Below are 18914 nucleotides of genomic sequence, written 5' to 3' on the forward strand. Positions count from 1 at the left end.
TTTATTACGAAGTATTATTTTTTATGTAGATAATTTATTGTTTTGTAGTAAAAATATAGGGATGATTTTTAAATTAAAAAAATCGGTGTATGTTTAATAAATATTAAACTTGTATATTTTGAAAATAAATTAAGAAAATAAAATAATTTTTTGGGTCGTGCAGGATTTGAACCTGCGACCAATTGATTAAAAGTCAACTGCTCTACCAACTGAGCTAACGACCCTAATTTTATTTGGGTGATGACGGACTCGAACCGCCGACCCTCTCCGTGTAAAGGAGAAGCTCTACCAATTGAGCTAATCACCCTTTTTCTATTGTAAATGTTAGAAATATAGAGTCAATCTTTTTTTTTAAAAATTTATATTTATTTTTTAATGCATGTGATTTTTTTGTTAATTTTATGGTTATAATTTGTTTAATATGGTGAAATATGATAGTTAAAACTAGATTTGCGCCTAGTCCAACTGGGCCTTTGCATATTGGAAGCATACGTACAGCATTATATTCTTGGTTATATGCTAAAAATAAGAATGGAAAATTTGTATTACGTATTGAAGATACAGATTTTAAACGTTCTACTAGTGATTTTGTTGTTGAAATTATTGATAATTTAAAATGGTTAGGATTAAATTGGGATGAGGGTCCATATTTTCAAAGTAAAAAATTAGAATATTATAAAGATATAATAGGTAAAATGTTAAAATGTGGTTTAGCATACAAGTGCTATTGTACTTGTGATCGATTATTAAGATTAAGAAAAAGACAAATATTATTAGGCGAAAAACCAAAATATGATCGCAAGTGTCGTGATTTATTTAAAAATAATATTTCAAATACTGATTATTCGGTGAGGTTTTGTAATCCAGATGTTGGATATGTTTCTTTTAATGATGCTATTCGAGGGAAAATATCTATTAAAAATACTGAATTAGACGATCTTATTATTCAACGAGCTAATGGTCTTCCTACTTATAATTTTTGTGTAACAGTAGATGACCGAGATATGGAGATTACTCATGTGATTAGAGGTGATGATCATATTAGTAATACTCCACGTCAAATTAATATATTAAAAGCATTAGGTGCTCATATTCCTATTTATGCTCACGTATCTATGATTTTATCTGAAAATAAAAAAAAATTATCCAAAAGAAATACAGTAGTAACTAGTATTTCTGAATATCGTTCGAAAGGTTATCTTCCAGAAGCGTTATTGAATTATATAGTTCGTTTAGGTTGGTCTCATGGAAATCAAGAAATTTTTTGTGTTGAAGATATGATAAGAAATTTTTCATTTAAAAGTATAAATAATTCTGCTTGTTGTTTAAATGAAAAAAAATTATTATGGCTTAATAGATTTTATATTAAAAATTTATCTGAAAATGTTATTAAAAAACATTTAGAATCTTTTCTTATAACAAATAAAATAAATTATTCTAATAAATTAAATTTGTTTAAGTTGGTTAAACTAATAGGTTCTAGATGCGACAATTTACAAGATATTGTAGATAATTCTAGTTATTTTTATGAAGACTATATATCTTATGATCAAAAAATTTTTAATAAGTATTTAACTGATTCTTCTAGAATTATTTTGCAGGAAATGTATGATGCGTTTTTGAAAATAAAAATTTGGAATGTAATAGAAATTCGTATTGTTATTGATAATATTATTACAGAGTTAAAAGAAAGTTTTAATAATGTAGCTATGTTTATGCGTGTGGTTATTACTGGAAAAATTGCATCTCCGAATATTATTGATGTTATATATTATATTGGAAAAAGTAAGGTGTTATTGAGATTTAAATTAGCGATAGAATATATAGATAAAAATAAAGGTTAAAGTTTTTATTGAATAACGAATTTTTCTGGGGCTATAGCTTAATCGGTAGAGCGTTTGCATGGCATGCAAAAGGTTATCGGTTCAATTCCGATTAGCTCCATATTGTTATAAGATATAGAAATATCAGTTTTTTAATTATTATATAACTTATTAATGTCTAGATTAAGTTTTAAATTAATCATTATGTATGATATTTTTTATGTTAACTTTTTTGTTTTTAAAAATGTTATATTTTTAGCATATTTCTTTTTGTTGAATGTCATTAATATTTTTTTATTTTTATAGTTTTAATTTGTTTTTATATTTTTTTGCAAAATGTCATTTATAATTATACTTATGGATTTTATTAGCTATATTTGCATATTCATGATTTCTTGATAACCCAACATAATTTTATTTCTAATTTGAATTAATAGTTGTAGAGAAATAGATGATTTTTGTAGATCAATCATAATGTCATTTAGTGAAATATTTGATTTATTAGATTGAAAATCATGAATTTTTTTTTCTGTATTTTTTTCATTTAAACTAACGTCATTTAATGCATCTATTATATAATTAAAAAAACTTTTTTTATTTTGTGTTGTTTCTAAAATAGAATTGGTTTTTATCTTATTAAGATTAGTAAAATTTACGCTATCATTGTATATATTTTTTATAATCATATTTTTTCCTATTAAAATTTATAATTTTATTTCACTAATATAACATAAAATTTTTGATATTAATATTTTTTGTTTTTGTGTATTTTTTTAAGTTTGTTATATTTTGCTAGTTATTTTTATATGGATATTTTTTAAGTATGCATGTTTAATTCAATATAGTTTTTGTTAAGGAATGTTTCATGAATGTTGAATCTAAAATTAGTTTTGATTCTAAGAATAAAAATTTTAATAGTTATTTTTTTTCAAAATTATCGTTAAATATTAAGATATTTCTTTTAGTCTCATTGATGACATTAGTGATTTTTTTTATATTTTTTTTTAAATCACCTAATTATTCTATTTTATATAAAAATTTATCTAATGATGATGAAAAAAACATAATATTACGTTTAATTTATTTAAATACTCCATATAAATTTAGTAAGGATCATTCAGAATTATTAATACCCGATAACGAATTTGAAAAAGTTCGTTATGATTTGTTAGAACAAGGTTTACCTAAGGAAAAGAAAGTAGGATTTGAGTTACTAGATTCAGAAAAATTCGGTTTAAGTCAATTTAATGAACAAGTGAATTATCAAAGAGCATTAGAAGGAGAATTAGCAAGAAGTATTCAAAAGATAAACAGTATAAAAACTGCTAGAGTACATATTGTTTTATCTAAGCCATCATTATTTATGCATGAAAATATATCTCCTTCTGCTTCGATATTGTTAGAAATTAAATCAGGTATGGTTCTTGATTTTCGTCAAATTAATGCGATCGTGCATTTAATTTCGAGAAGTGTTTCTGGTTTATCGACTAGAAATATTACAATTATTGATCAATTTGGAAAATTATTAAATAATGCTAGTGATTTATATGATAATTATATTGATAATAATCAATTGAAATATTCTAATGAAATAGAAAATCGTTATCAGCAGCGAATTAAAAATATTCTTATACCATTTTTAGGTGTGAACAATATTTATGCCCAGGTTACAGCTCAAATAAATTTTGATAAAAAAGAGAGTTCTGAAGAAAAATATGCTCCGAATTATAATAGTCAACATCAGTCTATACGTTCTCGTCAAAATAAAACAAATATAGAATTTAGTAAAAAATATATAGATAATCTTTTTTCATCGATACCTGATGATCATTCTAAAACACTTTCAAATAATGATGTTGGTAAGTTTTCATCTACTAATTCTTCTAATAATTTATCTTCTGTTAAACAGTCGTTATTTAGTAAAGTTAATAAGAACCCTGTAAAAAATTTTTCTATAATTCCAAAGTCTAGTACTGATCGGGATGATATCATTAATTATGAATTAGATCATACCATTTTTCATAATAAATTTTATACAGGAAATGTTAAGCGTTTATCAGTTGCTGTGATTGTTAATTATATTCAAGATAAGAGTGGTAAATTAGTACCGTTAAGTCGAGAACAATTAAAAGGTATTAGAAAGTTAGTTCGTGAATCTATTGGGTTTTCTAAGAAAAGAGGTGATAGTGTCTCTATAGTTAATTTTAAATTTTTAAAACCAATTCCTGTAAAGGAATTATATGATGTTAATTTGAATAGAAATTATTTTTTTGATTCAATATTTAAGTATATATTAGTGTTATTAGGAATAATATTCTTGTTTATTTTAGGTAATAAATTATGTACTAAAAAAATTTTAAACAATAGTAGTGATAAAGATAAAAGAATAGATGAAAAAACAAAAACTAATAATGATTTTGCATCTGTAGAAAACAATAATGATATAAATAAAAATTTTCAGTTACAGCAAAAACTTGATAATGTGCTAAAATTTGATGTAAAAAAAATTGCAATTATTCTTAAAAAATGGATGCATGGTGAAAAATTATGAATTTAAATGGAAAAGAAAAAAGTGCTGTATTTTTAGTTTTAGTAGGTATAGATAAAGCAACAGAAATTTTAAAAGAATTATCTATGAAAGAGATAGAAGATATAATTAAGTATATTTCTAATATAAATTTTATATCTAATGAAGTAGCTATTCAAGTATTATCTGAATTTAATATTAGTTTTAATAAATGTATGTATGATCGAGTAAATTTCATTAGCAAAAAATTTATTATATCTCTTTTAGAAAAAGTATTAGGGGAAAATGACGCTACGTTATTATTAAAAAAAATACAATACAAGAAAAATATTTCGGATAGTTTAAAAAAATTAAACATGATTCCACTTAAAAATATAGTAGACATATTAAAAAATGAACATCCACAAATCATTACAACAATATTATTTTATTTAGATAGAACTTTAGCTGCAAATATTTTATCTTGTTTTGAAGAAAAATTATGTATAGATATAATTACAAGAATAACTAAATTTTCTGGTGTTCATAAGTGTGGAGAAAGTGAATTAGTAGGTATAATAAATAATTTATTACAAAAATGTGAATTTTCTTTTTTAAAAAAAAAAGGTATTTCTGTTGTAATAGAATTATTAAAATTGATAAATAAAAGTCGTGAAAAAAATATTTTAGATAAGATGTTAGTTGTTAATGAAACTTTAGCTAAGACTATCCAAATAGAAATGTTAGAGTTTTCGGATATTTTATATTTAGATGATATATATATCCGATGTATATTAAATGAATTTTCTTTAGAGAAATTATCTATAGTATTTAGAGCTAGCGCACAACAGTTAAAAGAAAAATTTTATAAAAATATGCCTCAAGAAAATATAGATTTTATAAATAATTTGTGTTGTGAAGATTTATCTATGTCTGATGAAGTAATATTAGAACATAAGAATAAATTGTTAGATGTGGTTAAAAATATTTTGCGTAAAAATAGTTCATGTTTTAGCGAATAGGAAATTTAAATTATGTCTAAAGATCTTTTAAATAGTACTTGGAAAAAATGGCATCCTCAAAAGATAGAAAAAATCACAAATAATATTCCTAAAAAATTAGTAAAATTTAAAAATACTGATAATTATGTTAGTAGTTTTAGCAAAAAAAATTATAATAGTGATTACTTAAATAAAAAATTAGTAAAAAATGATGATGGTTATAAAAATGGTTTTAAAAAGGGAGAACAAGAAGGGTTTTTATCTGGATTAAAAAAATTTTCGTTGAAATTTGAAAAAGAACATGTTTTTATTTTAGATAAAATGAAGAAGTCATTATCAGAATTTGAAAAGTCGTTATCTTTATTTGATGAACAAGTGTCTTCTAAAATAGTGGAAATTATTTTAAAAGTTTCAAAAAAAGTGTTAGAAAGTACTTCATGTAGTAATAATTCAGATTTATTAAAAAAAATTAATAAGATTTTTAGGGAACATATGTTTTTTTTAAATAATCCTAAATTGTTTATTAATCCTGACGATAAGATATTTGTTGAAAATTATTTTAGTGATTTATTTAATCAATATAATTGGACGATTCATTGTGATAATGATGTTCCATTAGGAGGATTTGTAATATTATCAGGAGATACTATATTAAATTCTACTACTTCTATTCGTTGGAGAAAATTATGCCAACTAAAGTATTTTGAGGAGAATAAATGAATGATCGTATAAAAAAATGGTTAAATGTATTAGATAAATTTGAAACAATTCTTTTACATTTACCTAATACAGTTTATTATGGTATATTGGTTGGAATAAACGGTATAATTTTAGAAGTTAGTGGACTAAAATTACCTCTTGGTACTATTTGTATTATTGAAAAGGATCATAGTTCTTTAGATTTAAATTTTTTAGAAGCTGAGGTAGTTGGTTTTCGAGATGATTTATTGTTTTTGCTTCCTTTAGAGGATATTAGCGGTATAGTGTGTAATTCTAGAGTAACACCAAAAATTTTTAATGGAAGCAATGTGAGCACTAATAAACTACCAGTATGTGATCAATTATTAGGGAGAGTATTAAATGGTTTAGGACAACCTTTAGATCATTTATCTAAATTAGATGAAAAATATAATGTTTCATTGACTAGTACTTCTATTAATCCTTTAGATAGAATTCCAATTTTTGATGTATTAGATACTGGTGTTCGTTCTATAAACTCGTTATTAACTATTGGAAGAGGACAGAAAATAGGTTTATTTTCTAGTTCTGGTGTAGGTAAGAGTGTATTATTAGGCATGATGGCGAAGTATACTAAAGCAGACATTATTATATTAAGCTTAATAGGAGAGAGAAGTAGGGAAATAAAGGAATTTATTAATTCTGTGTTAACTAAAGATGTTCTTTCTCGTTCAGTAGTTATTTCAGCACCTGCAGAATCGTCAGTGATAATGAAAACTAGAGGTTCAATTTATGCTATGAGGATTGCTGAATATTTTAGAGATAACAATTATCATGTATTGTTAATTATGGATTCTTTAACTCGTTATGCTATGGCACATCGAGAAATTTCTTTATCAATAGGAGAATTACCTGTATTACGAGGTTATCCTGCATCAGTTTTTTCAAAAATTCTTTCTTTAATAGAACGTGTGGGAAATGGAAAAGATGATAGAGGATCTATTACTTCTTTTTTTACTGTATTAACTGACGAAGATGACAAGAATGATCCAATTTCAGAATCAGCTAAATCGATTTTAGATGGTCATTTAATTTTATCTCGAGAATATGCAGAATCAGGTCATTATCCTGCTATTAATATAGAAACGTCTATTAGTCGTGTTATGCCTATTATTGTAGATGATGTACATTATTCTAAAGCTTGTTATTTTAAGAAGGTATTCTCTTGTTATCAGCGTAATAAAGATTTAATTAATGTAGGAGCGTATGTATCTGGTGCTGATAAAGAATTAGATATTTCAATAAGTTTATTCCCAAAATTTAAAAAATTTTTACAGCAAAATATGACTGAAATCAGTAATTTTTTTGATTCTAAACAAGAATTGTATAGTTTATTTAATTGATATAGTGATAATTTATTTATGAATAAAAAAATTAGATGTTTTACGTTATTAAAAAATATTAATTTTAGAAAAAATTATCAAACAAGCATTTTGTTAAAGAAGATATTACATAATTATTCTCAAGCAAAAACACAACTTAATATTTTAATAGGATATCAGAAAGAGTATTCACAATATTTAAATAAACAGTTAACATCTTCTATTTCAGGTATGAAATTAATAAATTTTTATAATTTTATATTTTTTTTAATAAATGGAATAGAACGACAAAAAAATGTTCTTCAAGAATGTATTAAACAATATAACAAAGAAATTTTGAAATGGAAACAAAATAAAATTAATATTCAAGTATGGGACAAGATTATTTCTAATTTATTATTAAATCAATCTAATAAAATTCAGCTATTAAAAGATTATGAAGTAGAGTTATTGTTTGTTAGAAAGTTAATTTTAGAATTTTGATAAGGTGAAATAATTATGTTGAAAATTTATTGTAATACTATTAGAAAAAACATTTATTTTCGTACTAATCATTTTCTTGTAAATACGTTAAAATTTAATAAAGTAATTAATTCTCGATTATCTAATAAGAATAAATTTTTTTTTTAAAAATATAATTTTGAAAGATAGTAATTTGTTAAAACAAAGAAATTATATTAATGACATCTCTTGTTTTTGCTCTGCTAAGAATCGTATTTTTTGTAGTAAAAACTTTTATGATAAAAAGATATTTTTAAAAAATGATTTTATTTTTAGTAGATGTTTGGATATTAAGAAACAAAATATTTTTTTTCTATTAGATGTTTTTACTAAAATTTTAAAAATTTTTTTGAAAAGATGTGATTTTTTTGTGAATTTTAATAATTCATTGTCTAGTAGTTGTGATATTTTTGTTAAAAATAATATTGTAGAAAAATTAAAAAAATACTTAATGTATAATGTGAATACGAATGAGGTAAATTTAAAAAATTTTTTTGATAGAATTAAAAAGGATTTTTTAGATAATTTTTATTTTGATCCTAGTATTTTATTAAAAAATTTATGTAAGACATTTTATGATGTGATTACGGATGTGAGTAGAAACTTTTATATTGGTATGATGAATATTTTAGGTGATTATAAACATTTTAAATTCAAAAAATTTTTTTTAAAAAGTGATAGACAAAAAAATTTAGTAAAATTTTTTTCGGTAAAAAAACTTTGGAAAAATTTTATTTGTCAGAGGAAATTTTTATTTTTTGATAAAACAAGAAATTGTATGGATTTATTATTTCATTCTAAGTATTTGGGAAAAATATCAATTAATTGCAAAATAAATCGTGATCAATCTTCTATTATATTAGATGTTATGACTTATTGTGATAACATAAAAAATATATTAAAATCAAAAATTTCTTTTTTGCGTAATATGTTAGTAAAGAGAAAAATAAAATTTAGTGCTATTAATATTAAAAGTAATACAAATAGTTTATTAAATGGTAATTTTGAGCTTAAAAAAAAATATAGTTTAGATAAAAATGTTTATAATCATTATTTGACTGTATTATTTCATAGAAATAAAGCATTATTTTTGTCTCATTTATTAGATCAGACATTTTATGAAAAAAGCTGTTATAAAATTAGTATGCGTATTTAGTGTATAATTTAATAAGTGAATAATCTTATTTGAGCATTTCTTAATTAATTTATATTATTTTACTATGTAGAATTAGTTTGTATGAAATAAAATTAGTATTTATATAGATAATAAATTAAATAGTTAGTTTAAGAAATAATATTATTTTTTTTGGGGTATTTTATTTATGCAAAGTAATATTATTAAAAAAAATAATAAAGTTAGTATTTATGATAAATTAGATCATTCTATTGGAACTGTATTATATCATGAAATGATAGATTATTATGAACAGAAATGCATGAAAGAAGATATAAAACGAGTAAATAAAAATTTTTGTAAAACTTGTTCTAAATATTTTTTTAAAAATATGGGTATAGATTTTGATATTTCTTTTCATAAGATTACTTTTAAAAAACTTAATGATGATACTGAATATATCAAAAATAATTTTTTTATGAATTTTTTTAAAGTTAATTTATATAAAAATTTAGGTTTTGTATTTATTTCTTACGATATTGTTTTATTTATAATAGAACATTTGTTTGGTGGAGTAACATTATATAATACCTTAAAAACTTTTTCTAAAACATTAAGTTCTTCTGAAATAATTATTATTAGAAAGTTATTTAGTGTTTTTATAACACAATATTTTAGTGTTTGGAATAAAAATATTATTTGTGATAAATTTAAATTACGTTTCCGTAATTGTGATTTATTAGATCAAAAATTAAATATCAATTTAAAAAATAGAAATGATTTTTTTATAACTTGTGTATTTAATGTTAGAAAAAAAAATTTTTGTAGTAATTTTGGCATAAGTTTACCTGTTAGTACGTTTTATAAACTTAGAAATGAATTATATGATAAAGATATTAAAAATAACTTGTATTTTAACAATAATAAGATTTGGAAAAACTTTTTAAAAATTATTGTGTATAATTGTAATTTAACCTTAAGAATTGTATTAGTTAATAGTTATTGTATTTTATCAAAAATTCTAAAATGGCGAGTGGGTGATGTATTGTCTATTAATTTTAAAGATGATGTGATTGCTTATTCTGAAAATAAACCACTTTTAGTAGGAAAATATAAAACTTTTGAAGATAAAAATGCATTTTTTTTTATTAATTTTGTTAATTAAATAATATATAAATATATTTTGGATAATAATTAGTGAATATTAAAGATAATACTATAAATGAAAAAGGTTTAAATATTTTAAATAAAAGTAGTAATTTAGATACGAATAACAGTTCAAATCATGATATTGATGTTAATGTTAATAGTCATAAATTGAATAGTGATGCTGTTGTTTCTGATAATATTAAAATGTCTAATTTTTCTAAGTCCAAAATAGATTTTTTAATGGATATTCCGGTAAATTTAACTATTGAGTTAGGAACAATAAAAATCAAAATTAAGGATTTATTAGATTTACCTGAAAAATCTATCTTGGTTTTGGATAAGCATGTCGGTGAACCTCTTAACATATTAATTAATGGATGTTTAATTGCTATGGGGGAATTAGTTGTTAAAGAAGATAAATATGGAATTAGAATTACAAATGTATTTGAAAATTCTAATGATATACAAAATTCTAATAAATAATGATTAATATAACTTATAAATAATCAGTTTAATTTTTTTATCATTTATGGTAACTTATATGATTAATAATATTTTTTTTTTACGAATTAGTGTAGTTTTTTTTGGATTAATAATGTTAATTATTTTTATTAATGGATTTTTAAAAAAATTTATATTTAGAAGAAATATTATTAATAACTCATTAATTAGCATCGAATCAAAAATTTCATTGGGTCAAAATAGTGCAATTTATATTGTTAATATACAAGAAGAAGTAAGATTAGTTTTAGGAGTTACTGCAAATAGTATTACTCAATTATGTACTTTAAAACCAATAACACATAAAAATAATAAAAATGATGTTATTAATTAAATAATTTTTAAGTGTTGATAATATAAAAACGAGATTTCATTGAAAATATTTGGGGAAAAATATGTTTTTTCGTCGTGTGTTATCATTTTTTATTTTGTTATTATTTTCTCCTTATGTATATGCAAGTATACCTAGCATTATTAGTCATACATCATCAAACGGTGAAACAGTTTGGTCTATTCCTGTTCAAATATTAGTATTGATAACATCGTTAACATTTATTCCTTCTTTATTATTAATGATGACAAGTTTTTCTAGGATTGTTATTGTTTTTGGTTTATTGAGAAGTGCTTTAGGAACTCCATATTCTCCTCCTAATCAAGTTTTAATAGGATTGTCTTTATTATTAACATTTTTTATTATGGCTCCAGTGTTTGATAAAATTTATCAGGATGCTTATTTACCTTTTAGTAGAAATCAGATTAATGTTGATACAGCAATTAAACGAGGAATTATTCCATTACATAAATTTATGGTTAATCAAACTAGAAAGGTAGATTTAGAGTTTTTTTCAAAATTAGCAAATATTTCTAGTTTTTCTAAACGAGAAGACATTCCTATGAGGATATTGTTACCATCTTTTATTACTAGTGAGTTAAAAACAGCTTTTCAAATTGGATTTACTATTTTTATACCTTTTTTAATTATTGATTTAGTTATTTCTAGTGTTTTGATGTCTTTAGGGATGATGATGGTACCGCCTTCTACTATATCATTACCTTTTAAAATCATGTTATTTGTATTAGTTGATGGCTGGCAATTATTAGTTACTTCTTTAACCCATAGTTTTTATTATTAAATTTTTTAAGAGATTTTAAATGACTGTTGAATCTGCTATGAATTTATTATATGATGCAATGAAAGTTATGATGATAGTTTCTTCTCCTTTATTACTATCTGCACTTATTAGTGGTTTGATTATTAGTATTTTTCAGGCTGTAACTCAAATAAATGAACAAACTTTATCTTTTATTCCTAAAATTATTGCAGTATTGATATCTATGATGGTATTTGGTTCTTGGATATTATCAGTATTGGTAGATTATACAAAAATGTTATTTAATAATTTATCTTATATTACTTATTAAATTAATGATTAATTTTAATCTTAACAATTTTATGTTTTTGATTTATGGTGTCTTTTTTCCAGCTTTACGTATTCTTTCTTTATTTTATACTGCACCTTTATTAAATAGTACTTTAATTGATAGAAAAATTAAGTTGGTTATTGCTTTTTCTATAAGTTGGTTATTTTCTTTTTTTTTACCAAAAATAGATATAGTTATATTTTCTATGGATGGATTTTTAATTATTTTAGAACAAATATTCATTGGTATGTCTTTAGGTTTTACTATGCAATTAATTTTCTCATCTATCATTATGTGTGGGGAGTTAATTAGTTTGCAAATGGGATTATCTTTTTCTTCATTATTTGACATTCATAGTCGTTCTAATATGTCACCTGTATCTCGTTTTTTATATGTTTTCTTTGTGTTGTTATTTTTTCAATGGAATGGACATATTTGGATGTTTTCTGTATTATTTGATACTTTTTTGACTTTTCCTATTAAAAAATTAAGTTTTGATATTAATATTTTACTGAGTATAGTAAATTTCTATAAGTATATTTTTTTTGATAGTTTGATGTTATTATATCCTATTCTAATTATTCAATTAATGTTTAGTTTATCTATGGGAATTTTAAATCGTATATCTCCTCAGGTTTCTATTTTTTCTATAGGATTCACGGTTATTCTACTAGTTGGAATGGTTTCTTTGTTTTTATTTATTCCAATTTTCCCTTCTTTTTGTTTTTTTTCTTTTAATCGTTTACAAAGTTTTGTATTAGTATTATTTAATATTAATAGATAGATTTATGTTAAAATAAATTTTGTAAAAATATTTTAAATATTTTTTATACTTTAAATTTTTTGATTGGTTATATTTAAAATATAATTTTAAGATTAGTTTTAATAAAATTTTTAAATAAATAAAATCATTTTTTATTATATCATCTAAATTTAGATGTGATAAGAAATCTAATATTTAGATTTCTTATTAAAAATTTTTAAAAATGTCATTATTATGTTTTTAACATTAATATAAAATATTAAAAATTTTATTTTAATTATATACAATGTTTTATGAATACAAAATTATTATTTTATTTTTGCTTCTTTATATAAAATGTGTTTTCTGATAATTGGATCATATTTTTTTAATTCTAGTTTTTTAGATAATGTTTTTTTATTTTTTGTAGTAGTGTAATAGTGTTTACTTAGAGATGTTGATATTAATTTTATTTTCGTTCTAGAATTTTTAGCCATATTGTGTTGTCTCTATGTTAATTCTTTATTTTTTTTTATGTGTTTTTGTCAGTTTATTGATATTATTGAATCCTAATTTATCTATATTTCGAATTCCTTTTGCAGATATACGTAATGATATAAATTGATTTGTATAAGGATTCCAAAATTTATGAAAGTGTAGATTTGGAAAAAATTTTCTTTTATTTGCATTCATAGCATGAGAACGGCGATTTCCAAACATTGGTTTTTTACCAGTTATTTTACATATTTTTGACATATATTTCCTAAAATATTTTATTGATTATTAGTAAATAATCATTTAGATTTTTTTATATTTTGATATAAATAGATTTTTTTTATGTATACGTTTTAAAACTATGTATATTAACTATTTATGATATGTATGAATTATAATAGGATAATAATTTTAAAAATTTAGGTATTATTTTATCGATTGATGGATTTATTTTAATGATGTTTTTAAAAAGAATTTTTATATTTATAGTTTTATTTATTATTACATGTGTACTAGGAATAATATTTTTATGTAAAAGTTATTTTGGTTTGCGAATAATTTTTTATTGTTCTTGTTATTTTATGCCAGAGTTAAAAGTAAATGAGATCAGTGGTACATTAAATGATTTCGTTCTTAAAAAAATAAAATATTCTAGTAAGAATATTTTGATTTTAATTGAAGAATTACATGTAAATCTAAATTTTTTTATTTTTAAAAATATCCATATTAATGTAAATCATCTTGTATTAAAAGATGTTAGTATTTCTTTTTGTAATCAACGCATTTTTTCTAAATCTAAAGAAATTAAGTGGTTAATTAGTTTAAAAAAATGGTTCATATCTCATTTATCTATTTTTTTTAAAAATATTAATGTATGTCATTTTATAGGTAGAACAAGTCATTTAAAGTTTTTGATTGATTTTTATTCTGGTAGTGCTTTTTGGAATAATAATAATTTATCATTAAGTACTAGTAAAGTAAATGTTTTTTCTATAAAGGGTTTTCAATCTATTGTTAGTTTAAAAAATTTTGATTCTAAGTTTGATAGTAGACTATATTCAGTTTTTTTAAAAAATTTTTTTAAAAAATTTTTGCAATATTTAAAAAAAACTCATGTTTGTAATTTTATTAATTTTAATTGCAATAATTTTTTAGTAGAGAAAATTTATTTTTGTGATTATAAAAATATTTTAATTTCTAATTTTGATATAACTGTTAATATTTTAGATAAAAAAATAGTGATAAAGAAAGTTCATTGTGTATTTGGAAAATGTTTAATAAGTATTTTGGGATATATGGATATAGATAAAAATTATATTTATTTAACTTTAACGATCAATAAAAATCATTCGTTAAATTCATTTTTTAATTTTAAGGTTGTAGTGCAAGGATTATTTTTTTCTACACTTCAATTAGATATTATTAGTAATTCATATAAAATACATTTGAGTATGTTACTTCGTACTGTTGTGTATCCTAAAAAATTAATATGTAACTTCAAATTAATTGTTTTAAAAAAAAATCATAATGGTATTAATTTACAATGGTTATTTTCGAGTAGAATTCATTTAATAATATTTAGAAACATGTCATCTGAATATACGGTAAAATTAAAAGTTTCGTTTTATAATAAATATTTACAGTTAGTTAAGTTTTATTTGATAACTAAAGGCGATTATAATGATGTTTTTATAAAATCTATAAATTTTCAGATGTTTTATAATAAAAAAATTTATAATTATAAGTGGAAATATTTTAGTGATGATGATTATTTACAAAATAAATTTTTTAAAAATGTTAATAATTTTAAAGTTATTAAATATTTTATAAGTGATTTTAGGTCTAAGTTTTTAGAATTTATAAAATATAAGTTGTTTAACATAAAAAAAGAGTATTTTGTTTGGCAAATAATAAAAAGTAGAATTAAAGTTTTTGGTACTTTTTATGTAAATAAAATAACCAATAATGATTTATTTAGTATTGATATTATTTTAGGATGCAATAAAATATTTATTTATAGTAACACTGTTAATTCTTTAATAAATTTACATGTTTTTTTTAAAATTGATAATTTAAATGATATTTTTCCAATGTTAAACGGAAGATTCAGCGGCAATATAAAATTTCAAGAGTATTCAGTAAATGATGATTATATATTAACATGTAAAGTAAAAGGAACACATTTAGATTTTAATTTATTTAAATTTTTACATTTAAAATATCAAATGTATTTAGATAAAAAAAATTTTTATATTGAAATGTTATTAGAAAAAATTTTATTTTTTAAAAATTGGTATGTTTCTTCTATTAATATAGTAATTCAACAAAAATATAAAAATAATTATGTTTTGTTTTCTTATAGGAGTAAAAACATTATATTTGTTTTAGTATATGATCAAAAAAATAATATAAACAGTTTAGTAAGATTTAATTTTTATAATTCGTGGTATTCTATAAAATTTTTTGTTAAATTAAATCAAAATAGGATTTTTTCATTACTTTTTTCAAAGTTTTTTTTTAAAATATTGACAATAATTGATATAAGTAGGAAACATTTGTTTACAAGCTATATTCCTAATATTTTAAAAAAAATTTTAAGTGTATTAAAGGATTTTCAAAAAAATTGTTTTGATAAATTATATAATATGTCTAATTTTTATCATAATGTAGATATTGATTTAAAATTATTATCTAAATTTAAACTTATTTTAAGTTTAAATAATAAAAAGAATTATAATTTATATTTTTTAATTAAGATGATAAGTGGTAATTCTCTAAAAAATAGTAGTTTAGAATTGAAAAATAATAAATTTATGTTAAATCGTCATAGAAGTATATCTGGATTGTTAAATTTTAATGATTTTAATTTTTTTGGTAAATATTTTTCTTTGTATAAAAATAAAGTTTTTTTACTGTCAAAAAATGTTTTTAAATATAAAAGTGATATTCATTACATTGTAGAATTGAATAATTTATATTTTAGTAGTTTTATTATAAATAACCTTGTTTTAAAAGAAAAATTATGCTTAAAAAATGTTGTGTTTTACATTCATAAAGAATATGTTGAATTTTCATGTAATGTGCAAGTTAAACATCATTTATGTATTTTTTTAAAATTTAATTATTTTTATTTTTTTGATTTAAATTATAAAAAAATGAATAAGTTTGTTACTTTGATTTATAAATTACAATGTAAGATTTTGATGTTAGATATTAATTATTTGTTTAAAATAGTAAAAATATTTAGTTTTTTATTCAATAAAGGAGATGAATCTCATATTTCTGTATTTTTTCTGAAAAAGTTTTTTTTAGTAAATATAAAAATACTCATTGATAAAAATTCAAACATTTTTTTTAAGTTTTTAGGAATGAAGATAAATATTGCTAAATTATTTATGATTGCTAAATTTTTTATGTATAAAATTTATTTTTTAAAATCAACAAAAGATTATTATTATAATATTGTAATATTTTTTACTTAAGTTTAGATAAATATTATTACTATTGATTAGTTTTTATAAGTTTAAAGTTGCGACTTTGGAAAGTTTAATATTTTATTTTTATTTTATTTTTTTATATAGTTTTCATTTTTTCGAATTTTTTATATGCTGATGATATTATTTTTTTTGCTTGGATTTCATTTTCCCATCCTATTATTTTTACCCATTTATTATTTTCTAAGTCTTTATAATGTTCAAAAAAATGTATAATTTGTTTTTTTAATATGCATGGTAAATGATGGATGTCATTGATATGGGAATATTCTGGACAAATTTTTGAGTGAGGAATAGAAATTATTTTATAATCTTTACCGGATTCATCACTCATATTTAATGTACCTATCGGTTTACATCTTATAATTGTTCCTGGTAATATAGGATATGGTGAGTACACCAAAGAATCTAATGGATCTCCGTCATGTGATATAGTTTGATTAATGAATCCATAATTACAAGGATAAAACATTGGCGTAGGTATGAATCTATCTACAAATAAAAGACCTATATTTTTATCACATTCGTATTTTACTGGATTAGATTGAGAAGAAATTTCAATAATTACATATATATCTTCAGGAACTTTTTTCCCTACTGGAACCATTTTATAAGTCATTAATTAATCCTTTGTAATTTTATTGATAAACATTTTTATTTAATTATAGCTTGTAGTTAGAAAAGTACTTATGTTAAAAAGTATAGTTTTTTTAATTTATAGGAATTTTAATATGATTGAATTAAATGATATAGTATTAAAAGAAAATCGTTTAAAGAAAATAATTGAATATATATTAAATGTTACTCAACAGTATTCTATATGTTTTGAGGTAATTGTTAAACAAAATTCTGGTGTTGATATCTCTGTTAGAGATAATAAAGTTGAATCTATTGAATTTAATAAAAATAACATTTTAACAATTATTATTTATAAAAACAATAGAAAATGTGTAGTTTCTTCTACAGATTTAAATTTTTCATCTATACATAAAATAATTGATTCTGCTATGAATATTGTGTCTTATTCTTCTTCTGATGTTTATTCTGGACTTCCTGATGAAAAATTATTAGCTATCGGTAAGACAAAAGATTTGTGTTTATATTTTCCCTGGAAGTTAAATATTAATTATGCCATAGAGTTATTAAAATTATCTGAACAAGAAGCGTTTAAAGAAGATAAACGTATTTTTAATACTGAAGGATCAAATTTTAGTAGTTGTGTAAGTACATATGCTTTTGGAAATAGTTTGGGTATGATAGAGTGTTATAGTACTACTTTGTATTCTATGTCTTGTTGTGTAATAGCAAAGCAAGATCAAGATATGCAGAGAGATTTTTCTTTTTCTATTTCTAGAGATATTAATAATTTATATCTTCCTGGTGTAATTGGTAGAAATAGTGCTAAAAAGGCATTATCTAGATTAAATTCTAGAAAAGTATCTACTATAAAAGTACCTATAATTTTTTCTTCAGAAATTGCTTCTGATTTTTTTTTCAATTTAGCTAAAGCTATTGATGGTAGTTGTGTTTATCGAAAATCAACATTTTTATTGAATAGTTTAAATAAATCAATTTTTCCAAATTGGTTAACTATTGAAGAATATCCACATTTAAAAGGAGGGTTATTGTCTAGGTGTTTTGATGCAGAAGGTGTCGAAACAAAACCGAAAAAAATAGTAGATAAGGGTATACTAAAAACTTGGTTATTGGACACATATTCTGCAAGAAGAATGAGGTTGCAAAGTACAGGAAATGCTGGAGGAATGCATAATTGGTTAGTATTAGGTTATTCTAATTTTGAATTAGAGAAATTATTTAAAATTATAGGTACAGGAATGTTAATCACTGAATTATTAGGTCAAGGAGTTAGTATTACTACTGGAAATTATTCTCATGGAGTTTTTGGTTTTTGGATAGAAAATGGAGTTTTAAAATATCCGGTTAGTGAAGTTACTATTTCTGGAAATTTAAAAGAAATGTTTAAAGGTATTCTTTGCATAGGAAATGACATAGATAAGAGACAAGGTATACAATCTGGATCAATAGTATTATCTCCTGTTCAAATTTCTGGATTATGATTATTTTTCATGTTTAATAAGTGTTTGA

Annotated in this window: 19 protein-coding genes and 3 tRNA genes; 16 read left to right on the top strand and 6 right to left on the bottom strand. The window is 21.4% G+C overall.

From position 1 onward, the window contains the following. Window positions 1–151 precede the first annotated feature (151 nt). Together UAR70_00315 and UAR70_00320 are read right to left on the bottom strand one after the other, a co-directional pair. Window positions 152–224, bottom strand: a tRNA-Lys gene (locus UAR70_00315). A 10-nt stretch (window positions 225–234) separates the two neighbouring features. Continuing rightward, window positions 235–307 (bottom strand) — tRNA-Val (locus tag UAR70_00320). A 124-nt stretch (window positions 308–431) separates the two neighbouring features. Here UAR70_00320 and gltX point away from each other — a divergent pair. Continuing rightward, window positions 432–1844, top strand: a complete 1413-nt coding sequence (gene gltX, locus UAR70_00325) for a glutamate--tRNA ligase (protein XBC39799.1) — start codon at window positions 432–434, stop codon at window positions 1842–1844. Between the two features lie 27 nt (window positions 1845–1871). Next, window positions 1872–1944: transfer RNA gene (locus UAR70_00330), tRNA-Ala, on the top strand. A 250-nt stretch (window positions 1945–2194) separates the two neighbouring features. On the opposite strand, the gene fliE is transcribed toward UAR70_00330, so the two are convergent. Beyond that, on the bottom strand, window positions 2195–2509 hold the full coding sequence (gene fliE, locus UAR70_00335) for a flagellar hook-basal body complex protein FliE (protein ID XBC39800.1): 315 nt from the start codon (window positions 2507–2509) through the stop codon (window positions 2195–2197). A 179-nt stretch (window positions 2510–2688) separates the two neighbouring features. Between fliE and fliF the strand changes: the two genes are divergently transcribed. The 12 genes from fliF (at window position 2689) to fliR (ending at window position 12861) form a co-directional block, all read left to right on the top strand. Further along, window positions 2689–4374, top strand: a complete 1686-nt coding sequence (gene fliF / locus UAR70_00340; protein XBC39801.1) for a flagellar basal-body MS-ring/collar protein FliF — start codon at window positions 2689–2691, stop codon at window positions 4372–4374. Next, window positions 4371–5351, top strand: coding sequence for a FliG C-terminal domain-containing protein (locus tag UAR70_00345; protein ID XBC39802.1), 981 nt, complete (start codon window positions 4371–4373; stop codon window positions 5349–5351). The genes fliF and UAR70_00345 overlap by 4 nt, the downstream gene beginning before the upstream one ends. A gap of 12 nt (window positions 5352–5363) precedes the next feature. Beyond that, window positions 5364–6050: a flagellar assembly protein FliH gene (locus UAR70_00350; GenBank protein XBC39803.1), complete on the top strand. Its 687-nt coding sequence runs from the start codon at window positions 5364–5366 to the stop codon at window positions 6048–6050. Continuing rightward, on the top strand, window positions 6047–7411 hold the full coding sequence (locus tag UAR70_00355) for a FliI/YscN family ATPase (protein XBC39804.1): 1365 nt from the start codon (window positions 6047–6049) through the stop codon (window positions 7409–7411). The genes UAR70_00350 and UAR70_00355 overlap by 4 nt, the downstream gene beginning before the upstream one ends. 18 nt (window positions 7412–7429) lie before the next feature. Beyond that, window positions 7430–7873 carry a flagellar FliJ family protein gene (locus UAR70_00360; GenBank protein XBC39805.1) on the top strand — a complete coding sequence of 148 codons (444 nt, stop codon included), beginning with the start codon at window positions 7430–7432 and terminating at the stop codon, window positions 7871–7873. 157 nt (window positions 7874–8030) lie between these two features. Continuing rightward, on the top strand, window positions 8031–9047 hold the full coding sequence (locus tag UAR70_00365; protein ID XBC39806.1) for a hypothetical protein: 1017 nt from the start codon (window positions 8031–8033) through the stop codon (window positions 9045–9047). 166 nt (window positions 9048–9213) lie between these two features. Then, a complete protein-coding gene (locus UAR70_00370) occupies window positions 9214–10170 on the top strand; it encodes a hypothetical protein (protein XBC39807.1) in 957 nt (318 codons plus the stop codon). Window positions 10171–10202: 32 nt separating this feature from the next. Then, window positions 10203–10637, top strand: a complete 435-nt coding sequence (gene fliN, locus UAR70_00375) for a flagellar motor switch protein FliN (GenBank protein XBC39808.1) — start codon at window positions 10203–10205, stop codon at window positions 10635–10637. 58 nt (window positions 10638–10695) lie between these two features. Continuing rightward, window positions 10696–10989 carry a flagellar biosynthetic protein FliO gene (locus tag UAR70_00380; GenBank protein ID XBC39809.1) on the top strand — a complete coding sequence of 98 codons (294 nt, stop codon included), beginning with the start codon at window positions 10696–10698 and terminating at the stop codon, window positions 10987–10989. A gap of 61 nt (window positions 10990–11050) precedes the next feature. Beyond that, window positions 11051–11788: a flagellar type III secretion system pore protein FliP gene (fliP, locus tag UAR70_00385; protein ID XBC39810.1), complete on the top strand. Its 738-nt coding sequence runs from the start codon at window positions 11051–11053 to the stop codon at window positions 11786–11788. A gap of 19 nt (window positions 11789–11807) precedes the next feature. Further along, window positions 11808–12077 (top strand): flagellar biosynthesis protein FliQ, encoded by a 270-nt coding sequence (gene fliQ, locus UAR70_00390; protein ID XBC39811.1) that lies wholly within the window; start codon window positions 11808–11810, stop codon window positions 12075–12077. A 31-nt stretch (window positions 12078–12108) separates the two neighbouring features. Then, window positions 12109–12861 carry a flagellar biosynthetic protein FliR gene (gene fliR / locus UAR70_00395; protein ID XBC39812.1) on the top strand — a complete coding sequence of 251 codons (753 nt, stop codon included), beginning with the start codon at window positions 12109–12111 and terminating at the stop codon, window positions 12859–12861. Between the two features lie 287 nt (window positions 12862–13148). On the opposite strand, the gene rpmG is transcribed toward fliR, so the two are convergent. Both rpmG and rpmB read right to left on the bottom strand, forming a co-directional pair. Then, window positions 13149–13316 carry a 50S ribosomal protein L33 gene (rpmG, locus tag UAR70_00400; GenBank protein XBC39813.1) on the bottom strand — a complete coding sequence of 56 codons (168 nt, stop codon included), beginning with the start codon at window positions 13314–13316 and terminating at the stop codon, window positions 13149–13151. 25 nt (window positions 13317–13341) lie between these two features. Beyond that, window positions 13342–13575 carry a 50S ribosomal protein L28 gene (gene rpmB / locus UAR70_00405; protein XBC39814.1) on the bottom strand — a complete coding sequence of 78 codons (234 nt, stop codon included), beginning with the start codon at window positions 13573–13575 and terminating at the stop codon, window positions 13342–13344. A gap of 320 nt (window positions 13576–13895) precedes the next feature. On the opposite strand from rpmB, the gene UAR70_00410 reads away from it, so the two are divergent. Then, the gene (locus tag UAR70_00410) at window positions 13896–16796 is read left to right on the top strand and encodes a hypothetical protein (GenBank protein XBC39815.1); all 2901 of its coding nucleotides are present in this window, start codon (window positions 13896–13898) and stop codon (window positions 16794–16796) included. A gap of 91 nt (window positions 16797–16887) precedes the next feature. On the opposite strand, the gene ppa is transcribed toward UAR70_00410, so the two are convergent. After that, a complete protein-coding gene (ppa, locus tag UAR70_00415; protein ID XBC39816.1) occupies window positions 16888–17427 on the bottom strand; it encodes an inorganic diphosphatase in 540 nt (179 codons plus the stop codon). 112 nt (window positions 17428–17539) lie between these two features. On the opposite strand from ppa, the gene pmbA reads away from it, so the two are divergent. Continuing rightward, window positions 17540–18886, top strand: a complete 1347-nt coding sequence (pmbA, locus tag UAR70_00420; protein XBC39817.1) for a metalloprotease PmbA — start codon at window positions 17540–17542, stop codon at window positions 18884–18886. Window positions 18887–18914: the final 28 nt, after the last annotated feature.

This window comes from Buchnera aphidicola (Chaetogeoica yunlongensis), from assembly GCA_039829965.1.
Taxonomy (GTDB): domain Bacteria; phylum Pseudomonadota; class Gammaproteobacteria; order Enterobacterales; family Enterobacteriaceae; genus Buchnera_B; species Buchnera_B aphidicola_BA.

Bases quoted from the DNA above. Each gene is read 5' to 3' on its own strand.
- gltX (XBC39799.1), top strand. From the start codon at position 432: ATGATAGTTAAAACTAGATTTGCGCCTAGTCCAACTGGGCCTTTGCAT.
- fliE (XBC39800.1), bottom strand. From the start codon at position 2,509: ATGATTATAAAAAATATATACAATGATAGCGTAAATTTTACTAATCTT.
- fliF (XBC39801.1), top strand. From the start codon at position 2,689: ATGAATGTTGAATCTAAAATTAGTTTTGATTCTAAGAATAAAAATTTT.
- UAR70_00345 (XBC39802.1), top strand. From the start codon at position 4,371: ATGAATTTAAATGGAAAAGAAAAAAGTGCTGTATTTTTAGTTTTAGTA.
- UAR70_00350 (XBC39803.1), top strand. From the start codon at position 5,364: ATGTCTAAAGATCTTTTAAATAGTACTTGGAAAAAATGGCATCCTCAA.
- UAR70_00355 (XBC39804.1), top strand. From the start codon at position 6,047: ATGAATGATCGTATAAAAAAATGGTTAAATGTATTAGATAAATTTGAA.
- UAR70_00360 (XBC39805.1), top strand. From the start codon at position 7,430: ATGAATAAAAAAATTAGATGTTTTACGTTATTAAAAAATATTAATTTT.
- UAR70_00370 (XBC39807.1), top strand. From the start codon at position 9,214: ATGCAAAGTAATATTATTAAAAAAAATAATAAAGTTAGTATTTATGAT.
- UAR70_00380 (XBC39809.1), top strand. From the start codon at position 10,696: ATGATTAATAATATTTTTTTTTTACGAATTAGTGTAGTTTTTTTTGGA.
- fliP (XBC39810.1), top strand. From the start codon at position 11,051: ATGTTTTTTCGTCGTGTGTTATCATTTTTTATTTTGTTATTATTTTCT.
- fliQ (XBC39811.1), top strand. From the start codon at position 11,808: ATGACTGTTGAATCTGCTATGAATTTATTATATGATGCAATGAAAGTT.
- fliR (XBC39812.1), top strand. From the start codon at position 12,109: ATGTTTTTGATTTATGGTGTCTTTTTTCCAGCTTTACGTATTCTTTCT.
- rpmG (XBC39813.1), bottom strand. From the start codon at position 13,316: ATGGCTAAAAATTCTAGAACGAAAATAAAATTAATATCAACATCTCTA.
- rpmB (XBC39814.1), bottom strand. From the start codon at position 13,575: ATGTCAAAAATATGTAAAATAACTGGTAAAAAACCAATGTTTGGAAAT.
- UAR70_00410 (XBC39815.1), top strand. From the start codon at position 13,896: ATGCCAGAGTTAAAAGTAAATGAGATCAGTGGTACATTAAATGATTTC.
- ppa (XBC39816.1), bottom strand. From the start codon at position 17,427: ATGACTTATAAAATGGTTCCAGTAGGGAAAAAAGTTCCTGAAGATATA.
- pmbA (XBC39817.1), top strand. From the start codon at position 17,540: ATGATTGAATTAAATGATATAGTATTAAAAGAAAATCGTTTAAAGAAA.